Annotated in this window: 19 protein-coding genes; 8 read left to right on the forward strand and 11 right to left on the reverse strand. The window is 35.6% G+C overall.

Going from position 1 to position 19,475, the window contains the following annotated elements; genetic code table 11:
- The first annotated feature begins 199 nt into the window (after nucleotides 1–199).
- The 4 genes from ACTYBU_RS18375 to manZ all read left to right on the forward strand — a co-directional run bounded on the left by ACTYBU_RS18375 (nucleotide 200) and on the right by manZ (nucleotide 3,183).
- Nucleotides 200–631 (forward strand): PTS sugar transporter subunit IIA, encoded by a 432-nt coding sequence (locus tag ACTYBU_RS18375; RefSeq protein ID WP_445491950.1) that lies wholly within the window; start codon nucleotides 200–202, stop codon nucleotides 629–631.
- The gene (locus ACTYBU_RS18380) at nucleotides 628–1,101 is read left to right on the forward strand and encodes a mannose/fructose/sorbose PTS transporter subunit IIB (RefSeq protein ID WP_445491952.1); all 474 of its coding nucleotides are present in this window, start codon (nucleotides 628–630) and stop codon (nucleotides 1,099–1,101) included. The genes ACTYBU_RS18375 and ACTYBU_RS18380 overlap by 4 nt, the downstream gene beginning before the upstream one ends.
- A gap of 66 nt (nucleotides 1,102–1,167) precedes the next feature.
- On the forward strand, nucleotides 1,168–1,989 hold the full coding sequence (locus tag ACTYBU_RS18385; RefSeq protein ID WP_445491954.1) for a PTS mannose/fructose/sorbose transporter subunit IIC: 822 nt from the start codon (nucleotides 1,168–1,170) through the stop codon (nucleotides 1,987–1,989).
- Nucleotides 1,990–2,313: 324 nt separating this feature from the next.
- Entirely contained in the window at nucleotides 2,314–3,183 is an 870-nt protein-coding gene (manZ, locus tag ACTYBU_RS18390; protein ID WP_445491956.1) for a PTS mannose transporter subunit IID, read from the forward strand.
- A 180-nt stretch (nucleotides 3,184–3,363) separates the two neighbouring features.
- Here the strand turns inward: manZ and ACTYBU_RS18395 are convergent, their stop codons facing one another.
- From ACTYBU_RS18395 to rpoN, 3 genes are all read right to left on the reverse strand, one after another.
- A complete protein-coding gene (locus ACTYBU_RS18395; RefSeq protein ID WP_445491958.1) occupies nucleotides 3,364–4,182 on the reverse strand; it encodes a Cof-type HAD-IIB family hydrolase in 819 nt (272 codons plus the stop codon).
- A 74-nt stretch (nucleotides 4,183–4,256) separates the two neighbouring features.
- Nucleotides 4,257–5,012: a DeoR/GlpR family DNA-binding transcription regulator gene (locus ACTYBU_RS18400; RefSeq protein WP_445491960.1), complete on the reverse strand. Its 756-nt coding sequence runs from the start codon at nucleotides 5,010–5,012 to the stop codon at nucleotides 4,257–4,259.
- A 274-nt stretch (nucleotides 5,013–5,286) separates the two neighbouring features.
- Nucleotides 5,287–6,624, reverse strand: coding sequence for an RNA polymerase factor sigma-54 (rpoN, locus tag ACTYBU_RS18405; protein ID WP_445491962.1), 1,338 nt, complete (start codon nucleotides 6,622–6,624; stop codon nucleotides 5,287–5,289).
- A 408-nt stretch (nucleotides 6,625–7,032) separates the two neighbouring features.
- On the opposite strand from rpoN, the gene ACTYBU_RS18410 reads away from it, so the two are divergent.
- Both ACTYBU_RS18410 and ACTYBU_RS18415 read left to right on the forward strand, forming a co-directional pair.
- Nucleotides 7,033–7,659, forward strand: coding sequence for a DUF421 domain-containing protein (locus tag ACTYBU_RS18410; RefSeq protein WP_445491963.1), 627 nt, complete (start codon nucleotides 7,033–7,035; stop codon nucleotides 7,657–7,659).
- A gap of 507 nt (nucleotides 7,660–8,166) precedes the next feature.
- Entirely contained in the window at nucleotides 8,167–8,715 is a 549-nt protein-coding gene (locus ACTYBU_RS18415) for a hypothetical protein (RefSeq protein ID WP_445491965.1), read from the forward strand.
- 85 nt (nucleotides 8,716–8,800) lie between these two features.
- Here ACTYBU_RS18415 and ACTYBU_RS18420 read toward each other — a convergent pair whose 3' ends face one another.
- The 4 genes from ACTYBU_RS18420 to ACTYBU_RS18435 all read right to left on the reverse strand — a co-directional run bounded on the left by ACTYBU_RS18420 (nucleotide 8,801) and on the right by ACTYBU_RS18435 (nucleotide 12,715).
- Nucleotides 8,801–10,198, reverse strand: a complete 1,398-nt coding sequence (locus ACTYBU_RS18420; RefSeq protein ID WP_445491967.1) for an aldehyde dehydrogenase — start codon at nucleotides 10,196–10,198, stop codon at nucleotides 8,801–8,803.
- Between the two features lie 188 nt (nucleotides 10,199–10,386).
- Complete coding sequence (aroD, locus tag ACTYBU_RS18425; protein ID WP_445491969.1) at nucleotides 10,387–11,151, reverse strand: type I 3-dehydroquinate dehydratase; 765 nt, start codon at nucleotides 11,149–11,151, stop codon at nucleotides 10,387–10,389.
- Between the two features lie 135 nt (nucleotides 11,152–11,286).
- Nucleotides 11,287–11,844 carry a shikimate kinase gene (locus ACTYBU_RS18430; protein ID WP_445491971.1) on the reverse strand — a complete coding sequence of 186 codons (558 nt, stop codon included), beginning with the start codon at nucleotides 11,842–11,844 and terminating at the stop codon, nucleotides 11,287–11,289.
- 490 nt (nucleotides 11,845–12,334) lie between these two features.
- Nucleotides 12,335–12,715 carry a winged helix-turn-helix transcriptional regulator gene (locus ACTYBU_RS18435; RefSeq protein ID WP_445491973.1) on the reverse strand — a complete coding sequence of 127 codons (381 nt, stop codon included), beginning with the start codon at nucleotides 12,713–12,715 and terminating at the stop codon, nucleotides 12,335–12,337.
- Nucleotides 12,716–12,857: 142 nt separating this feature from the next.
- On the opposite strand from ACTYBU_RS18435, the gene ACTYBU_RS18440 reads away from it, so the two are divergent.
- Entirely contained in the window at nucleotides 12,858–13,376 is a 519-nt protein-coding gene (locus tag ACTYBU_RS18440) for a DJ-1/PfpI family protein (protein ID WP_445491974.1), read from the forward strand.
- A 346-nt stretch (nucleotides 13,377–13,722) separates the two neighbouring features.
- On the opposite strand, the gene ACTYBU_RS18445 is transcribed toward ACTYBU_RS18440, so the two are convergent.
- Entirely contained in the window at nucleotides 13,723–14,055 is a 333-nt protein-coding gene (locus ACTYBU_RS18445) for a hypothetical protein (protein ID WP_445491976.1), read from the reverse strand.
- A gap of 496 nt (nucleotides 14,056–14,551) precedes the next feature.
- On the opposite strand from ACTYBU_RS18445, the gene katA reads away from it, so the two are divergent.
- The gene (katA, locus tag ACTYBU_RS18450) at nucleotides 14,552–16,006 is read left to right on the forward strand and encodes a catalase KatA (RefSeq protein WP_445491978.1); all 1,455 of its coding nucleotides are present in this window, start codon (nucleotides 14,552–14,554) and stop codon (nucleotides 16,004–16,006) included.
- A gap of 278 nt (nucleotides 16,007–16,284) precedes the next feature.
- On the opposite strand, the gene ACTYBU_RS18455 is transcribed toward katA, so the two are convergent.
- From ACTYBU_RS18455 to copZ, 3 genes are all read right to left on the reverse strand, one after another.
- A complete protein-coding gene (locus tag ACTYBU_RS18455) occupies nucleotides 16,285–16,422 on the reverse strand; it encodes a hypothetical protein (protein WP_445491980.1) in 138 nt (45 codons plus the stop codon).
- Between the two features lie 261 nt (nucleotides 16,423–16,683).
- Nucleotides 16,684–19,128: a heavy metal translocating P-type ATPase gene (locus ACTYBU_RS18460; RefSeq protein WP_445491982.1), complete on the reverse strand. Its 2,445-nt coding sequence runs from the start codon at nucleotides 19,126–19,128 to the stop codon at nucleotides 16,684–16,686.
- A gap of 130 nt (nucleotides 19,129–19,258) precedes the next feature.
- On the reverse strand, nucleotides 19,259–19,465 hold the full coding sequence (copZ, locus tag ACTYBU_RS18465; protein ID WP_445491983.1) for a copper chaperone CopZ: 207 nt from the start codon (nucleotides 19,463–19,465) through the stop codon (nucleotides 19,259–19,261).
- Nucleotides 19,466–19,475 lie beyond the last annotated feature (10 nt).

Genomic DNA, 19,475 nt, shown 5'->3' on the forward strand with positions numbered 1-19,475 from the left:
TATAAGTGTATTAAAAATAGAATAATAAGCAAAAAAGAGACCATAAAGAAAGAATGATACATTTTTCCACAAAAAAGAAAACGCTTTTATATCAACGTTTTTTTATCTATTTCACAAAAAAAATGATCCTTCCATAAAAGTTGGCACGCTTCTTGCTATATATATAAGTGTAAGGTAAAAAAATAAAGGAGGTGTAGAGATGGTTGCATTTATTGTTGCAACTCACGGGGAATTCTCCCGAGAAATCATCAAATCAGCTGAGATGATCTTCGGCAAACAAGAAAATGTTGCATATATAACATTTTCTCCAGGAGAAGGACTTGATGATCTACAAACGAAATATCACCATGCATTACAAGCATTAGATTTAAGCAAAGGGGCACTTTTTATGGTTGATTTATTCGGTGGAAGTCCATATAACGCGGCAGCATTAATTACTGCAGACAAAGAAGAAATGGATGTGGTAGCTGGAGTCAATTTGCCAATGTTAATTGAGGGCTTTGATAAAAGACAAAGAAGTGATTTCCAAGATTTAATTCAATCTGTCAGTCAAACAGCAGCAGAAGGGGTAAGGTCGTTCAAGCAAAGTTTAGCATTTAGCAGCACAAGCGAGGAGAATGATTTATTATGAATATTACATTGGTTCGGATTGATGATCGTTTAATTCATGGTCAAGTTGCTACATCTTGGTCAAAAGAAGCAAATTGTGAGCGCATTATTGTTGTCTCAGATGAAGTAGCTAAAGATACACTAAGAAAAACTTTGTTAATTTCTGTATCTCCACCAGGGATAAAAGCAAGCGTTGTTCCGATTGATAAAATGGTAAGGGCTTATAATAATCCAAAATATGAAGGGGTTAAAATATTATTACTTTTCACAAACCCGACAGACATTGTAAGAGTGGTCGAAGCTGGAGTAAAAATCGATAAAATCAATGTTGGCGGCATGTGCTTTAAAGAAGGAAAAAGACAGCTGGCCAACGCTATTAATGTAGACGACAAAGATGTAGAAGCATTTAAAAAACTGAATAGCTATAATATTAAATTAGAAATTAGACATGCAATTACCGATCCAAAAGTAGACCTAATGACAAAATTGTAAGCGCATTAAATTGAAATAATAGTTTTATAAACTACAAGAATTCTATATTTAGAGAGGTGAATAATCGTGACGACATTACAAATTATATTAATCCTGATTATCGCTGCGATAACTGGAATGGGAAGTGTGCTTGATGCTTTTCAAACGCACCGTCCTATCGTTGCTTGTACATTAATCGGTCTTGTGCTTGGAGATCTTAAAACAGGGATTATTCTAGGCGGAACATTAGAAATGATGGCCCTTGGATGGATGAATATAGGTGCGGCAATGGCACCAGATACAGCTATGGCCAGTGTTATTTCTACTATTCTCGTTATCACTGCAAACCAAAGCATCGGAAAAGGAATTGCCGTTGCGGTTGCTTTGGCAGCTGCAGGTCAGGTATTAACTATTTTTGCCAGAACTTTAACAATCGGCTTACAGCATCGTGCTGATAAATACGCAGAAAACGGCGATTTTAAAGGCATAGACCGAATGCATTATTTCGGACTCGCGATCCAGGCATTGCGTGTCGTTATTCCAACATTAATTGTCAGCTTAATCAGCGTTCATTCTTTTGAAGCAATGCTAAACGGAATTCCAGATGTTATTACAAAAGGACTCCAAGTTGGCGGCGGAATTGTTGTTATTGTTGGTTACGCGATGATTATGAACATGATGGGTGCGAAATATCTAATGCCATTTTTCTTCCTTGGATTCGTATTTGCAGCATTCTCAAACTTTAATTTAGTTGCTTTTGGTGTAATAGGTATTGTTGCTGCTATTGTATATATTCAATTACATCCAAAATACAGCCTTACAAAAAACCAGGCTGGACTTGCAGCAGTTTCTGGAACCGGAACAAATGCTAGATTTGACGATGATTTAGATGATGATTTAGACAGCTAAGAAAAGCGCAAGCGGCTGGCTCATCGCCGTACCGACTAAAAGCGGCTTCGACTGAGATAAGGCGAACCTTCAACAGGGTGTTCATTCCCTGATGGTTAGATGAGCCGATCAGGTTTTTACGGGAAGTTTTTTGTGCACTATCCATTTTTAAGTAATATCTTACTGCCCGTTAAAACGTGATAAAGGAAACACGAAGAGCGAAAGCGATTCGATGTTGACTTATCGCAGGGAGAAGACCTGAAGTACGATAGGCGCTGGAGATAGACACTGATCTAAGGTGAATTTTAACTTTCTTAACTTTTTTAAAAAAAGGAGGAATAAAACATGGGTGAATCTTTAAAGAAAACATATATTGAACCTGAAAAACAAACAGAAGAGCTAAAATTAACAAAAAAAGATTTAACGAAAATGTTTTTCCGTGCAAATCTTTTATTAGGATCCTTTAACTTTGAGAGAATGCAGGCAATCGGGTATTGCTATTCCATGATTCCAGCAATTAAAAGACTTTATAAAAAAGGGGAAGATCGCAATAAAGCACTAAAACGCGGATTAGAATTTTTTAATACACAGCCATTTTTAGCCGCACCAATCATCGGCGTTAACGCAGCGATGGAAGAGAAAAAGGCAAATGGAGCTGAAATTGAAGATAGTTCTATCGCTGGTGTAAAAGTAGGTCTGATGGGGCCTCTTGCGGGTGTGGGTGATCCAATTTTCTGGGGCACATTACGTCCGGTGCTTGGAGCACTTGGTGCATCTATTGCCTTAACAGGAAGCATTATTGGCCCGCTTGTATTCTTTCTATTATTTAATGTTATTCGTTTAGGTGTCGTTTGGTATGGTGTACGCTATGGCTACAGCAAAGGAATGGAAATCATCTCTGACCTTGCAGGCAACAGACTGCAAAAACTAACAGAAGGCGCTTCTATTCTCGGACTATTTGTAATGGGTGCTCTAGTATGTAAGTGGACCAGTATTAATATACCCGTTAAAATCGCTGAATTGACCGACCAAGCAGGCAACACAACTGTTACAACAATTCAAAGTGTGCTTGATCAATTAATGCCAGGATTAGTTCCTTTATTACTGACATTCCTTGTTGCTAAATTATTAAAGAAAAAAGTAAATCCATTAATTTTAATCTTATCGATTTTTGTTATCGGTATTTTAGGCTATTGGGCAAAGATTTTAGCGTAAAAGATTCGCTTGGCGCCGCTGCATAGGCGCCTCACCATCTGCACAGATACAATACAGTCAGGGGTTCTATTTTACTTCGTTGCCGCGAGAAAATGGAATCCCTTATGCTTATTATATGGATTTATAGAAGCTTTGCCCAATCTTTTGCTTTTTCATGGAAAAACTTTTAGTATTTTTCTATTACACCTTTTTCTTCACCCAATAATGATTAATTACTTCTGCTACCCCGTCTTCATCATTGCTTTTGGCCACCATATCCGCTGCATCCTTCACCAGTTGCGGGGCATTTTCCATTGCCACACCCATCCCAGCATACTCCAGCATATCAATATCGTTATAATTATCGCCAAAAGCCATAATCTCCTGCTGTTTTATTCCTAATTTGTTTGCAAGCACAGCAATAGCAAAAGATTTTTTTACATTTGCAGCCATAATCTCTAGATAAGTGGATTTTGATTTATAAATGGAAAGCTCCGGATAATGATTCTTCAGTTCCCTTTCTAGAGAATCAATAGAGGAAGGTGCTCCCATACATAATATTTTATAAACATTTGGACAAGATGTGTGCTGTAAATCAAATAGTTTTGGAAAAATGCCGGTTATGTCTTTCTCCTGTTCTACCCATTCATCATGCAAGGATTCCACAAACCAATCGTCTTTACTGTACAAGGTAAAACAAATCGACGAAAATTGGGAGACTATCAAGCTATGTATTCCTCTTATATCCTGCTCCTCCATTGTCACTTCGTACATAATCTCCCTTTCTCCATTTGTCTGTTCTGCACCTAATAAAAGTGCTCCACTAAAACAAATAATCGGTTCATTTATCTTTAAAGGCTCTTGGAGTAACAGAATTCCTTCAGGCATCCTAGCCGAAACTAACACAAAAGGAATGCCTATTTTCTCAAGGATCTTTAAAGAATCCTTTGTTTCCTTACTAATTTGGTGCTTTGAATTTAGCAGCGTTCCATCGATATCACTGAAAATAAGTTTATACATCCTTTTCAACTCCTAATCTAGTGGAATGCATATATTAAGCTATACAAATCTCCCTTGTTTAGGAGATTCTTCTTTTATTCAGCAACAAAAAGCGTTATATTATTCGCTTTCATAATTTCACAAAAAGCTGGCGGAGGGCATTGATTTGTAATAATGATATGTATATTCTTCCAGTCCATCCCCTTGTAATAGCTGCTTTTTGAAAACTTATCCACATCTGCAAGAATGATATTTTTAGATGCTTTTTGAACTACTATGCTCTTTATATAGGCATCTTCTTTGTCCTCGAAATAAATCCCATCTTCCATAATAGCGGCAGCTCCTAAAAAGGCTGCATCAAATTTCATTTTATCTAATTGATTCACACCTTCTATATCAAAGAAAAATCGATTTTGTTCATTTAATTTTCCTCCGAATAGATAAATGGATGCTGCAGATTGATCAGAAAGCACTTCTGCAATATCAAGAGAATGTGTATATACCTGCATCTTTTTATTGACTTGTTCAGCTAAGCAGCAAACCGTTGTGGAAACATCAAAAAAATAAACTCCTGTCTCCTCCAAAAAATCAGCACCATATTCGCCAATTTTCCTTTTTTCCTGTGAAAAGGATCGAACCCTTTCTCGATATGCTAAAATGGTCTCTTTTATCACTGGAAGAGAAATTCCTCCATGTGTTCTAATGGCAGCGCCTTGCTCCACTAATTTTAATATATCTCTTCTTGCAGTATCTCGAGAAATAGTAAAACGCTCACAAATTTCCACAACTGACATGCTGATTTGTTCATTTAAAACTTGTAGAATCTTTACTAATCTTTCTTCTTGATACATTTCAAACCTCCTTCTTATATAAGTAATTATAAGTATTTTAATCAACATTTACAAGTAAAAATCATTCATTTATAGAAAATTAAGTATAAACACTTACATAATAAAGCATCAAATTCCCCCGTTGAAAGGACGCCAGTAAAAAAACTCCAGAAGTATTTATATTGTTTAAACACAAAAACTCCTTTCAAGAGGATGCTTCCCGGCATATTTATCCCGGTGCTTATCCTGTTTGAAAGGAGTTGGATCGTCTTTTGTTCATCTATTTCTATTCCTTTTAAAACTGCTTTCTTTTTGATGAAGATGGAATATTTAATTCCTCTCGATACTTAGTAATAACTCGTCTGGAGACATAAATATCATACTTCGATTCTAATACATTTTTTAGTTTCTCATCTGAATAAGGTTTCTGTTTATCTTCTTCAGCTATTAAACTAGTTATTATTTTTTTCACAGCGGTTGATGAAATTTCTTGTTCATTTTCCCCTTTTATCCCTTGACTAAAAAAAGATTTTAAAGAAAGAATTCCAAATGATGTTTCCACATATTTATTGGAAACGATGCGGCTAATGGTTGATTCATGTATTTCAAGCGCATCGGCTATTTGTTTTAATGTTAATGGTTTCAATTTACTTGGACCCTCATAAAAAAATTCCTCCTGCATTTGTACTAGCATGGTACAAACATCTACTAAAAGTGCTTCTCTTTGTTTTAGACTATTACTTAGTGATTGAAATTCTGCATATTTTTTCCGTATATACTTATACTCGATGCCCTTTTTATTTTGCAGTAAAGGTAGATAATCTTTATTTACTGTTAACTTGCTAAAAAGTTGATCTTTTAATTGTATCTCAAAATAATCATTTACTAGATGCACAGAAATATCTGGTCGAATATAAAGAGACAAATCATGCTGAAAGCTTAATCCAGGCCTTGGCTGAAGTTCAAGAATTTTCATTTGCACCAGCTTGATATCAGATAAGGAAATGCTTAATTCCTTTGCAATTTTTTGCCATTTTTTCGCTGCAAATAAATCAAAATACTCTGACATAATAGTAAAAGCCAGTTTATCATTCGGATAATTTTTCTTCAGCTGCAGCAGCAGACATTCCTGTAAATTGCTTGCACCTATTCCAGATGGCTCCATGTTCTGCAATAAAGAAAGATAGTTTCTCCCCTCCTCCAATGTAATGGCTAAGGTTGTAGAAATATCCTGCATAGAAGTCGTTAAATACCCATTATCATCTAGATTATTAATAAAATAGGCTAAATATTTATACTCTTTTTCACTTAATTTTAAAAGTCCTGCCTGCTCTAATAGAAAAGCCGACAATGTTGTATTATTTTGATCTTTTACATTTTCTATTATCGAATTTATTTCATCAGATTGGCGCTGTTTTTTTGCTGCTCTTGTAATGTCAAATCCCTCTATTTTAGCAGCAACCTCTTTAAAGCATTTTTCACACTCTATTAGCGGATTCTCCATTGCCTGTTCACGTATATAATCTAGCAAATCATGTGTAGAATATGCTAAAAGCGATATTGTTTGAAGCATTTCTTGATTTAAAACCATTGATGTTTTTTGATATTGCGAAAAATTTGGCTGCAGATTCACCTTTACTCCCTCCTATATCATACAGCGTTCATTATATGCACCTTATTTTTATCCCACTCTTAACGAGCAGTAAAACCCCCTACTGATGGAAGGTTCACTTTATGGTCTAATTTTTATGTTATTCATATAAATTAAGCTATATTAGTTACTTGTCATTAAAATGAATGCGCTTTCTTTTATTATAAAAAAATTTTTAATAACTATAAAGTTCGTTCTTTATTCTCGTTACTATATTACCATTATATCTGATTGAGGTGATTTTTTCCATCCTTTCTTCTTTCATTCTAACCACAAAATGAGCATAAAAAATTTAAAACTGGAAAAGCTAATTCTGAAATTATAGTGAATTTTCCCCTTTTATTCATTCGGCGTATATATCTTAAATTATATGAAGAAAGGTGCAAATATATGAGTGCATATATAGAAGTTGCGATAAAATTAACAATTGGATTTTTTTGTCTTATTGTTTTTATGAATTTGTCAGGAAAAGGAAACTTAGCTCCCCTGACTCCAGCTGATCAAATTCAAAATTATGTATTGGGTGGAATTCTTGGAGGAATCATCTACAGTCCAGCAATTACCATTATGCAATTTCTTATCGTTCTAATTATATGGGGTTTTTTAGGGTATGTTATTCGAATTCTCAAACTTAAAAATCGATATGTAAAGCAGTTTGTAGAGGGAGAACGAGTTGTCATTGTCCGGGATGGCATCTTGCTTATTGATAATTTTAAAAAAGCGAAATTATCAACCAAAACATTTTATACGATGCTCCGATTAAAGGACATCAATTATATTGGCTCCTTAAAAAAGGCCCAAATTGAACAAAATGGCCAATTAACTGTTATTCATAAAGATGATGAAGAATATTCCTATATGCTCATTTCAGATGGAGATATTCATCAAGAAGGGCTTGAAGATATCGGAAAAGATGAGGAATGGCTGCTAACCATGCTAAAGGAAAAGGGATTCCGAATGGAAGATGTTTTTTTTGCAGAATATTATAAAAATGATTTAAAGCTTTATACATATTAATGTCTACACTTCTTTTGTGGCTGCGTCGCAATCTAGTAAAAACACCCATCTTTTAGGAAGGCTCTTTTCGCATAGTTTGTTGTTATGTAATCCGCAGTCAGAATACACTTCGCTTTCCGTGGGGCGAGCGGTGAGCCTCCTCGTCGCCTTGCTCCTGCAGGGTCTCACCTGTCTCGCTAATCCCACAGGAGTCTTCGTGTATTCTGGCTGCTCCGTGCTTCTTATTTAGATTTATTTTCAAACAACAAACCTTTAGAAAACGGAATTAGGTTTCGCCTGTTGGTAGAACAACGTTGAAAGATGACATGAAAAAATCAACACTACTACTGTTTTGTAGTAAAACCTTGTTTTAACAAGCTGTCTCTTCATCATTCACTTTGCGAAGTTTGAATTATTTAAGAAGATGAGAAATATTTTGAATCTTTGGCAGAAATTGAAATATAAAATTAGCAATGATAGACTATAAAACAAGTAAACTTTTAACTAAAAGGAGGAGATTCTGTTCTAATGAACTGGAAAAAGATTCTGTTATGGTGTATTGGCATCCTTATTGGTGGAGGTGCACTAATTGCCTCAGCTACTTTTGGCCTATTACTTTTCTTAGAAAAAGGCAATACCCATAAGACAAACAAAGTGGCACCAGTTGAAGAAACTACTTCAGGTGAATCGGAAGATTTTAATAAAGAAACCGTAAATAAACCAGTTGAGGAAGATGCAGTAACACTGGCAGATGGCACAAATGGACATACCTTTATTGCAAACTGGCATAATTTTTATAATAACACACTTGGTTGGGGAAAAATTGATACTGCCAGCTATACGGAACAAAAAGAAGCAGCAACTAGCATCCTTCAACAATTAAACGGCATTTCTGTGAAAAATAAACAAATAGAAAACGATTTAAATAGCATGAAGCAAAATGCACAATTAGTTATCAAAGGGGATGATCGAGAAGCGATGCGCAAGCTTCATCGCTACTTTCACGACTTAGATATTTTCTTTAACGGCTATGATTATAATCAAACATTCGGCGTAACGGAGTTTACAGGAAAATAAGATTGTTCATTGGATTGATGCAAAAAAGACCTCCCTGTTAGAGAAAAAAACTTGTTTTTTATTGTCTATACGGTGTCTGCAATGTCTACTTTAATACTTTCCGGATGAGTTTTCCTTTTTTTTCTGTAAAAGGAGGAAACAAAATCGGAATAGCCCATTTATTGCTTTTCTTTAAGATGCTTCTCTTGTGTGAAAATGTATAAAAGCTATAGATTCCGTGATACATCCCGATTCCAGAGCTTCCAATTCCTCCAAATGGCAAATATGGATTTGCGACATGTGTAATTGTGTCATTAATGCAAACCCCCCCTGAAGAAATATTGCTTACAAGATGATTCTCTGCTTCTCTATTTGTTGTAAATATGTATAATGCCAGCGGCTTCGGTCGTTTTTTGACACAAGCAATGGCATCATCCAAATCTGTATAGGTAATAATCGGCAAGATTGGTCCAAATAGTTCTTCTTCCATTGACGGAGAATTCCATGCTGCATGTAGTAATGTCGGTTCGATATACCTTGTCTTATAATTACTGTTTCCCCCAGTGATGATGTTCTCTTGCTCTTGACCAATTAGTTGCTGTAATCGGTTAAAATGCTTGTCATTAACAATTTTCCCAAAGTCTTTACTGTTTTCTATAGAATGTCCGTAAAATGCATGTAATGTTTTTTTCATTTCTGCAATTAGTCTTTCTTTTATTGATTCATGGACAACAAGATAATCTGGAGCGATGCATGTTTGTCCGGCATTTAATGTTTTTCCCCATATAATTCGTTGGGCAGCAAAAGGAATATTTGCACTTTCATCAACAAATGTTGGACTTTTCCCGCCTAATTCTAACGTTACAGGAGTAAGGTTTTGGGCTGCTGCTTCCATAACCATTTTTCCTACAGAAACACTTCCTGTAAAAAAAATATAATCGAAGGAAGCATGTATTAATGCTGTGTTTGTGGCAACTCCTCCCTCGACAGAACGAATATAGTTTTCGTCAAAAATAGACGAAATCATCTCCGTTATAACTGCTGATATAGATGGAACCAATTCAGAAGGCTTTAATACGACACAGTTTCCGGCAGCAATCGCACCAATTAACGGTTCCATCACAAGCTGAAAAGGATAATTAAATGGGCTAATGATTAATACCGTTCCGTATGGTTCATACTGTACATAACTTTTTGATGGAAACAAAGCAAGTGGACTCTTTACTTTTTTTCGCTTTGTCCACTTTTTTAAGTTCTTGATCGTATGCCTGATACTACTTAACACAAAACCTACTTCATAGGCATACGCTTCAAAAACATGCTTTCCTAAATCCTTATGCAGTGCTTCGATAATCTTTTGTTCATACTGTTCGATTCCTGCTTTTAACTTTTTTAATTGCAGCAACCGAAAATCAATAGATGCCGTTTGGTTCGTATAGAAAAATTGTTGATGCTCGCTGATCAGCTGCTTTACATCTTTAGTATTTAGTTCCATATTCGTCATTCATTTTCTCCTTATTTAAATATTCATCTTTTGGTGTTTACTAAAACTTAACAAAATTTTCAAAAAAACAAAAGCGTTTCCCTTTTACAGAATTCACTTTTGTTCTTGCTTGAATAATAAAAAGCCTAAATAGACTACTCAAAGAGAGTTCTTCATTTAGGCTTCTTCCGTTTTTCTCTTTTTACGACTCATAATCCATTGTGTACTATATTTAAGACAGCTTTTAACTCTGCAACAGGAATTTGCCCTGGAGCGGATGCTTTTTTAGCTGCAGCAAACGTTAAAGCTGATCCGAATACTTCCCCTGCCATTCGGCTGACCACTCCTTTACCAGCCATAGACATCACAATAATTGGTCTGTCTGCATATTGCACTTTCATTGTGTTTGTTGCATCTAAAACGGTAATAACATCTGCAACACTGTTTGGCATAACAGCGATTTTTGGCAAGTCTGCACCCAATTGCTGTGCTTTGCATAGACGGGCTATTATTTCCTCCTTTGAAGGAGTTTTGTCAAAATCATGATTCGAAATAATAACAGCAACATTCTTGCTATGGGCATAGTTCACTATTTCTTGGATTTTTTTTTGATCATTAAATAGTTCTATATCAATAATATCTATTTTTCCTGTTTCACATACTGCTTTATTTAAAGAAAAGTACAAGCTAGAATCGAGTTCTTTTTCTCCGCCTTCCTTTTTACTTCTAAAGGTAAAAATAAGCGGAATATCTGCCAGTTCATTTCGAATGACACTTAATGCCGATAATATTTTTTCTATATCATCTACTTGTTCAAAGTAATCAACACGCCATTCTATTACATCTACATTTAATTTTTTTAAATAGGCAGCTTCTTCTTTTAGCTGCTGCAGGGTTTGTCCAATCATGGAAACACAGATTTTCGGAATGCCTGCACCAATCACTATATTTTTCACTTTAACCACTTGATCCATAAAACGTTCACTCCAGTTCCGTGATAAAAAGAACAGACAACATAAACACCCCCTTTTTAGTCTAAGCTTAATAGACTGCAAAAGGTCCGCATGTTACTAATAGCTAAAAAAACGAGTTTTTTACGCTGTTTCTCCTTATTGGGGTTCATTTAACTCCCAAGCCCATTTTAGTGATTCTACAATATAATCTGCTACTTCTTCAATTTCTTGGCTATCTGTCAACACTTTGGAATGGTGATCAGCGTATATAGCTTGTCTTTGATTAAACAGCTTCTCCATATCTTCTATTGATTTCCCTTTTAAAACTGGTCTACTGTCAATAATTAGATTAATTCTTTCCTTCCAGGAATCCCAAGATAAATCTAAATGAATAACGATACAATGTTCTAAACAAGCTTTTTTTATCTCTTCCTGCAAAAAGGAACCTCCACCTAGTGAAAGGATATGAAGCTTCTTATTCTGGCAAAGATTAATGATTACTTCCTTCTCTTTCTCTCTAAATGTTTTTTCCCCAAGTTTATTAAAAATTTCAGGAACTGGCATTCCATATTCTTCTTCTATCACTTGATCAACATCGAGAAAGTCTCGGTACAACTTCTTCGCAACGGCTTTCCCAATGGAAGTTTTCCCTACTCCCATAAATCCAATAAAAATAATATTTTTTTCTTTAAGCGGAACACTGCGTTTATTCAAGGTGAAGCCCCCTAATTCTTACATTTTTACATTTTTTTCTAATTATTAGATTTTTTCTTCTTATATTATACGTTATTCAAACCTGTTATCATAGAAGATTCTTTGGAATAGATTAGATTTAACGTATAGGTTCTACTGTATCTTTGAAATAAAGTTTGATCAAATGAACACTTTAAACCTTGATAAACGAACAAAAAGAAAAAGCGTGTTTTAAAATAAGATTGATCAAAACACGCTTTTAAATATTCAACTGAATCATTCTTTTATAAAAAGGTTGTTCATTTCTGTGATCTTTATTCCATTAAAGAGCGCTCAATTGTGAAACAAGAAAAAACTTATTTCTCTTTCTTCTTTTTTAACATAAGTAAGGATTAAAATTTCGGATTAAGTCTGCGATTTCTACTCAATAAAATATCTTTTTTGTCCTATTCGATATAACTTTTGCTATGGCACAGGCAATTTATTTAAGGAAACGATCTGGTTATTTTTCTTATTTTAAATAATTATTTTCTTGTTTAATTTGATCTATTTGTTTTTTTCCCCATTCATACATCATCTCAATGATTGGTAGCAATGTCATCCCAAGCTCAGTCATTGAATATTCGACTTTTGGAGGAATTTCCGGAAACACTTCTCTATGAACGATTCCATCTTCTATCAGCTCACGTAATTGGCTTGTTAAAACCTTATGAGATATTCCGGGGAAAAGTCTTTGAAGTTCGCTGAAGCGATGTGGTCCTTCTACACCTAAATGCCACAAAATAACCACTTTCCACTTTCCGCTAATAATCGATAAAGTAAGTTCTTTTTCGCAATGATAATCATGATTTATTATTCTCTTTTTAATCTCTTCTCTTAATATATCCGACATGGAGTTATCTCCTTTTCTTTAATAGTAACCGTTTGGTAACCTCCGCACAAAAAAGTGCATTCTTCACAATGTAGAAAACCATCGGTAGAATGAAGTTAGTTCTTAAATACAAATCTTTTTCTATTTTAGGAGGCAAACATATATGAGTAAAAAAGTATTATTAATTATACCACCAGAACGATTTAATGAAGATGAATTATTTCAACCTAAAGAAGCATTAGAAAATGCAGGGGTCGAAGTAACCATTGCAAGCACAAAAACAGGTGAAATTACTGGTGACTATCAAGGCAAGATAAACGCTGAAGTGATCTTCTCTGAGGTTTCAGCCACTGATTATGATGCTCTTGCTGTCATTGGGGGATCTGGTACGAACGATCATCTATGGGGAAATCAAGAATTGCTAAGCTACTTGAAACAAACTCATAAACAAAATGTTCTTGTAGCAGGAATTTGTGCCGGAGCTGTAACTGTAGCTAAAACAGGTTTACTTACTGGCCGAAAAGCAACATGCTACCCAGTTGACGTACAAAAGAACGAATTAAAAGCTCATAACGTAGAATACGTTGAACAACATGTCGTATCACATGATGATATTATTACAGGCGATGGACCAGATGGTGCGAAAGAATTCGGAAAGAGCCTGGTTAACGCATTAAGTTAGTTCTTAAATATTAATGCGAAAAACTTATTTGGATATGAAGCCCTTCGGAATTTATTCCGGATGGCTTCTTTTCATAATTTGATATATCAACGTTTTCGTCTTCTAAAGAACCTAGGTTGCTTTATAAAAAAAGTGGTATGGAACCTCTTACTCCATTAAATGGCCCTTTAATTGAACAATACAAATGAAGTTTAAGGGTCAAAAGAAAAAACCTATATTAATACAGTGTTTTACCAAACTTTGTGTTAAATTATCAAACTATATTTTAAAACAACATATACAACTTAAAGTACGCAAAAAAACTTCCATTAGCAAGAATCTTTTTCTCACTGATGGAAGCTAAGCTTTAATACCTATTATACTCTCCGCTCTGCTGTTCGACTTCTGCTGGAATGGAAATACCCATTTTAATTAGTTCAGACTTCGCTTGATTTAAATAAAATTCAGTCTGATTTTGCCAGCGGATAATCAGTTGAATAAATGGTTTAAATTCAGAACTAGCATTTTCCTCCATAACACCTAACCATTTTTTCACAGAACGATCCTGCTTCTCGGCATTTTGTATACAAGCTGTCATCGTATCAATAATTGATTGTCTCTGCTCGCTAGTTGTCAGCCTTTGAGCCGATCCAACAGCCGTCACACGATGATAAGATGCCGGTACTGAATGATTATGCATTTCATTATTCCCCTTTAAATTATTCGTTTGCGGAATAGATAAAGCTCGCTACTCATCGCACAAACCATTTCTTCAGCGTACAAACTTCTTTGCAGCAAATTTAAAATGTCTTGCCAATTTTGCGGCCTATATTAATTGTAAGGATACAAGCATATTCCTCCCTTAAAGTGTGTGTTCAAAAAGGTAACAATCTTCTTAAAAAACTTTTCTTTTATAAAGGTATGTTGGCTCTTCCAATTAGGTGATTGTACATAATTGAATTTAACCCAAACTCTTTTTGTTAGTAATTTTAGTATTTTTCTATTATTCTATATATACGTGGAAAATTATTGTAATTTATTATCATGATTGCTAATTAATCATTATGAATTTGTCTTTACACTTTACTTACAATAACTTTATTTATAATAATTATAAAATAGGATTGATTTCTTTATTATAAATGTTATTATTGTTTAAGACAAAGAAATTATAAAAAATTATGAGGTGATTTTAAATGACAAATAATAAACTAACAACCAGTTGGGGAGCTCCTGTTGGAGATAATCAAAACTCGATGACGGCAGGTCACCGTGGTCCAACATTAATTCAAGATGTTCATTTACTAGAAAAATTAGCTCATTTTAATAGAGAGCGTGTTCCAGAACGTGTGGTTCATGCTAAAGGTGCAGGTGCACATGGTTATTTTGAAGTAACAAATGATCTAACTAATTATACAAAAGCAAACTTTTTATCAGAAGTTGGAAAAAGAACACCATTGTTTATTCGTTTTTCAACAGTTGCCGGCGAACTAGGATCTGCTGATACTGTACGCGACCCACGTGGATTTGCTGTGAAATTTTATACAGAAGAAGGGAATTATGATATTGTCGGAAATAATACACCTGTATTCTTTATCCGCGATGCGATTAAATTCCCTGATTTCATCCATACACAAAAAAGAGATCCAAAAACACATTTAAAAAATCCAACTGCAGTATGGGATTTCTGGTCTCATTCTCCAGAATCTTTACATCAAGTATCGATTCTTATGTCTGACCGCGGTATTCCGGCAACATTAAGACATATGCACGGATTTGGAAGCCATACATTTAAATGGGTAAATAAAGAGGGAGAAGCTGTTTGGATTAAGTATCATTTCAAAACAGAACAAGGTGTTAAAAACTTAGCAGTGGATGCAGCTGCTAAAATTGCTGGTGAAAATCCTGATTACCATACAGAAGATTTATTTAATGCGATTGAAAAAGGTGATTTCCCTGCATGGACGCTATATGTACAAATTATGCCTTTTGAAGATGCAAACACATACCGTTTTGATCCATTTGATGTAACGAAAGTATGGTCACAAAAAGACTACCCATTAATCGAGGTTGGTCGCATGGTTCTTGACCGTAATCCTGAAAACTACTTTGCAGAAGTAGAACAAGCTACATTTTCTCCTGGAACATTCGTGCCTGGCGTTGAGGCATCTCCAGATAAAATGCTGCAAGGGCGGCTTTTTGCATATAGTGATGCACATCGTTACAGAGTCGGAGCCAACCATCAAGCATTACCGATCAATCGTCCAAAATGCCCTGTAAATCATTATCAACGTGATGGACAAATGCGTTTTGACGGAAACGGAGGCGGTTCTGTCTATTATGAACCGAACAGTTTTGGCGGACCAACTGAATCTGCTGAAGACAAAACAACAGCCTTTGCAGTATCCGGTGTAGCAGATAGTGTCGCATACGATCATAACGATCATTATACACAAGCAGGTGATTTATACCGTCTAATGTCCGAAGAAGAACGGAAACGATTAGTGGAAAATATCGTCGGTGCCATGAAACCAGTTGAATTAGAGGAAATTAAACTTCGCCAAATCGGCCATTTCTATAAAGCTGATCCTGAATATGGAACACGCATTGCAGAAGGATTAGGTTTAACCGTACCTGAAGCAGTAAAATAAGAAAAGCACAGACACCTTGAAGAAAAATGTCTTTTGATTCAAGAGAGTGCTTTTTACTTTTAGAGACAAGAGTTTATCTTTTACAGGGGCTAGATTGACGGCTTGATAAGCCTTCTATTGGACGAAACTCATTTCTTTTTACAGTGCTGAAAAGAAATGTTTCTTTACCTCAAAAAGCGCTAAAGATAAAAGCTTCCTTCAGACAGGAAGCTTTTTATCTTTGATTCATCAGCTTAAAAAGTTTGTCATTTTGTACACAATGACATCTTTAAACACCATTATTCCATTGATTTTTTATTTGTATTCGCCCATTGATTATTTGTTTCACTTTTTTTATTTTCTTTTGAACTTGCTGTAACCTCTACATTAGCAGTTGCCCATTGATTATCATATTCTGATTTTTTTTCTTTCGTCATTGTTCTTTCCTCCGTCTATACTAAAATTTTTAAACGTACAAAATTAGTATGGATAGAAGAGTATCAAATTATGAACTTTTTTATTTCTGTAGGAAATTATAAACAAACCGGAGTTGTGAATAGCTAAAGCATCTTGGTCTACGTCTAGCTCCAGCACCTATCCCTGAAGAAAAATACCCCTTTTCCTCTAAAAGTCAAAGGAACATTTTTCTTCAGGGCTGACCAAGGCGCTTCCGCTTTTATCCTTAAAACTAAATGCTTTTACAATTTTACTCTCTGTAATCGAAGAGCATTAAACACAACCGATATGGAACTGAAAGCCATTGCTGCTCCTGCCAGCCATGGTGCTAAAAATCCAAATGCAGCAATCGGAATGCCAATTACATTATAAGCGAATGCCCAAAAAAGGTTTTGTCTAATATTGCGCATCGTTTTTTTGCTCATCATCATACTGTCGGCAATACTGTTTAAATCGCCTCTGATTAAAGTAATATCTGCAGCCTCCATAGCGATATCAGTACCAGTACCAATAGCCATTCCTATATCTGCTAAGGCAAGAGCTGGCGCATCATTAATTCCATCGCCAACCATCGCAACCTTTTTTCCTTGCTTTTGCAGCTTTTTCACTTCTTCTGCTTTTCCTTCCGGAAGCACTTCGGCAATTACTTTCTCAATGCCTGCCTGTGAGGCAATTGCTTCTGCAGTCTTCTTATTATCCCCTGTAATCATTACTACATCTACGCCAAGCTGCCGAATTCTCTCGATCGCTTCTTTTGAAGAGTCTTTTATCGTATCTGCCACTGCAACCAATCCTGCATACTCTCCATTTACAGCAACAAGCATTGCTGTTTTTCCTTTTACTTCTAAAGCATCCATTTCTTGAAGGATTGAATCAATTGCAATGTTGTGATTCTTCATTAATCGGCGTGTACCGACTAATACTTCTTCTGACTCTACCTTTGCTTTGATGCCAAATCCAGGTATTGCTTCGAAATCAGACACCAATTTCAGCGAAATATTTTTTTCCTTCACTCCACTAACAATCGCTTGTGCCAATGGATGCTCTGATTGATTTTCAGCAGACGCCACAAGGGATAAGAAATATGCTTCCTCAAAAACTGTTTTCACATCAGTTAAGATGGGAGTGCCGTTTGTTACCGTACCTGTTTTATCTAATAAAACGGTATCAATCTTATGTGTCATTTCCAAATGCTCTCCACCTTTAAACAGAATACCGTATTCTGCTGCCCTGCCTGAACCAGCCATAATAGAAGTAGGTGTGGCAAGACCAAGTGCACAAGGACAAGCAATAACAAGTACTGCTATTAACTTTTCCAAGCTTTCTGCAAAATTGCCAGGTTCTACAGCAAAAAACCAAATCAAGAAAGTAAGGATTGCTATTCCAACAACTACTGGTACAAAAATTCCTGAAATAATATCCGCAAGCCGTTGAATAGGCGCCTTTGATCCTTGCGCTTCTTCCACTACTTTTATTATTTGGGAAAGTGCTGTTTCTTTTCCGACCTTTACTGCCTTTATCTTTAGAAATCCGTTTTTATTAATGGTAGCGCCAATAACCGCATCTCCCACTTGTTTATCTACTGGGACGCTTTCCCCGGTAATCATTGATTCATCAATAGCTGATAATCCTTCTATTATTTCTCCATCAACTGGAATTTTTTCGCCTGGTTTGACGAAAACAATATCTCCTTTTGCCACTTCTTCAAGAGGAATCACTTCCTCCGCACCGTCTCGCCATACAGTAGCTGTTTTTGCCTGCAATCCCATTAACTTTTTTATCGCTTCAGAAGATCTCCCTTTTGCTTTTGTTTCAAACACTTTTCCTAAAATAATTAATGTAATAAGAACAGAACTTGTTTCAAAGTACAGACCTTCCGTGTGTCCTTGATGCCCAAGCGATTGAAATGCTAAATATACACTGTAAAAATAAGCAGCTGATGTACCTAATGCTACAAGGACATCCATATTGGCACTATAATTCTTCAGCGCCTTGTATGCCCCGATGTAAAATTGTTTCCCAATAATAAACTGGACAGGTGTTGCTAATAATAACTGCACCCATGGGTTCATCAATACCTCTGGAACATACAAAAAGGAAGTAAAACGAAAGTGGGCAACCATCGTCCATAAAAGCGGAAGCGAGAAAATTAGGGAGATAATAAATTTCCGCTGTTGTTTTTTTAATTCATTTTGCCGATAATCCTTTACTTCTTTTTCATTTTTTTCCGTTTGTATGCTTGCTCCATAACCAAGTTTTTCTACTTTGCCGATTATTTCTTTTACAGCAGCAACAGATGGATTATATTCAACGGTCGCTTTTTCCAACGCTAAGTTTACCGTTGCCCCGTTCACACCTTCCATTTTCTTTAATCCTTTTTCGATTCTTGTGGCACAAGCTGCACATGTCATGCCTGTAATCGCGAGTTCCATCTTTTCCTGCACAATCCCATAACCAAGGCCTTCTACTTTTGACTGAATATCTTTTGCTGTTAATTGTTCCTCCAAATATTTAACGGTTGCTTTTTCTAACGCTAAATTAACGGTTGCTTCTGTTACGCCTTCCATTTTCTTTAATCCTTTTTCAATTCTAGTCGCACAAGCTGCACATGTCATGCCAGTTATTTGAAACTGATTTTCTTTTATATGCTGCACACTATTTTCATTTCTTTGCAATGCTTCGCTCATCTCCAAACCTCCTTATACCTCTACGGGGTATATTTTCATAAAAAAGAAAGAGGCTCTCTTAGTACACATAAGTTTAAGCCCCAAATTATTTTTAAGGAAAATCGAACCGAATTCCTATTCAATCAGGTAATTACTTCACATCATATCCTTGGTCATCAATCGTTTCTTTAATTGCGTCCAAACTTACTTCATTTCCGTTAAACGCTACGTCCACAAGTCCTTCTTCAAGGTTAACTTTAACAGCAGATACTCCTGAAAGTTCTCCTACACTGCCCTCAATAGTTTTTACACAATGGCCACATGACATACCTTCCACATTTAATGTTGCTTTTTCCATGTTCAACACT

The organism is Niallia sp. 03133, assembly GCF_052663225.1.

Excerpts from the sequence above, each read along its gene's own strand:
- ACTYBU_RS18375 (WP_445491950.1), top strand. The coding sequence starts at position 200 with ATGGTTGCATTTATTGTTGCAACTCACGGGGAATTCTCCCGAGAAATC.
- ACTYBU_RS18380 (WP_445491952.1), top strand. The coding sequence starts at position 628 with ATGAATATTACATTGGTTCGGATTGATGATCGTTTAATTCATGGTCAA.
- manZ (WP_445491956.1), top strand. The coding sequence starts at position 2,314 with ATGGGTGAATCTTTAAAGAAAACATATATTGAACCTGAAAAACAAACA.
- ACTYBU_RS18395 (WP_445491958.1), bottom strand. The coding sequence starts at position 4,182 with ATGTATAAACTTATTTTCAGTGATATCGATGGAACGCTGCTAAATTCA.
- ACTYBU_RS18400 (WP_445491960.1), bottom strand. The coding sequence starts at position 5,012 with ATGTATCAAGAAGAAAGATTAGTAAAGATTCTACAAGTTTTAAATGAA.
- ACTYBU_RS18410 (WP_445491963.1), top strand. The coding sequence starts at position 7,033 with ATGAGTGCATATATAGAAGTTGCGATAAAATTAACAATTGGATTTTTT.
- ACTYBU_RS18415 (WP_445491965.1), top strand. The coding sequence starts at position 8,167 with ATGAACTGGAAAAAGATTCTGTTATGGTGTATTGGCATCCTTATTGGT.
- ACTYBU_RS18420 (WP_445491967.1), bottom strand. The coding sequence starts at position 10,198 with ATGACGAATATGGAACTAAATACTAAAGATGTAAAGCAGCTGATCAGC.
- aroD (WP_445491969.1), bottom strand. The coding sequence starts at position 11,151 with ATGGATCAAGTGGTTAAAGTGAAAAATATAGTGATTGGTGCAGGCATT.
- ACTYBU_RS18435 (WP_445491973.1), bottom strand. The coding sequence starts at position 12,715 with ATGTCGGATATATTAAGAGAAGAGATTAAAAAGAGAATAATAAATCAT.
- ACTYBU_RS18440 (WP_445491974.1), top strand. The coding sequence starts at position 12,858 with ATGAGTAAAAAAGTATTATTAATTATACCACCAGAACGATTTAATGAA.
- ACTYBU_RS18445 (WP_445491976.1), bottom strand. The coding sequence starts at position 14,055 with ATGCATAATCATTCAGTACCGGCATCTTATCATCGTGTGACGGCTGTT.
- katA (WP_445491978.1), top strand. The coding sequence starts at position 14,552 with ATGACAAATAATAAACTAACAACCAGTTGGGGAGCTCCTGTTGGAGAT.
- ACTYBU_RS18455 (WP_445491980.1), bottom strand. The coding sequence starts at position 16,422 with ATGACGAAAGAAAAAAAATCAGAATATGATAATCAATGGGCAACTGCT.
- ACTYBU_RS18460 (WP_445491982.1), bottom strand. The coding sequence starts at position 19,128 with ATGAGCGAAGCATTGCAAAGAAATGAAAATAGTGTGCAGCATATAAAA.
- copZ (WP_445491983.1), bottom strand. The coding sequence starts at position 19,465 with ATGGAAAAAGCAACATTAAATGTGGAAGGTATGTCATGTGGCCATTGT.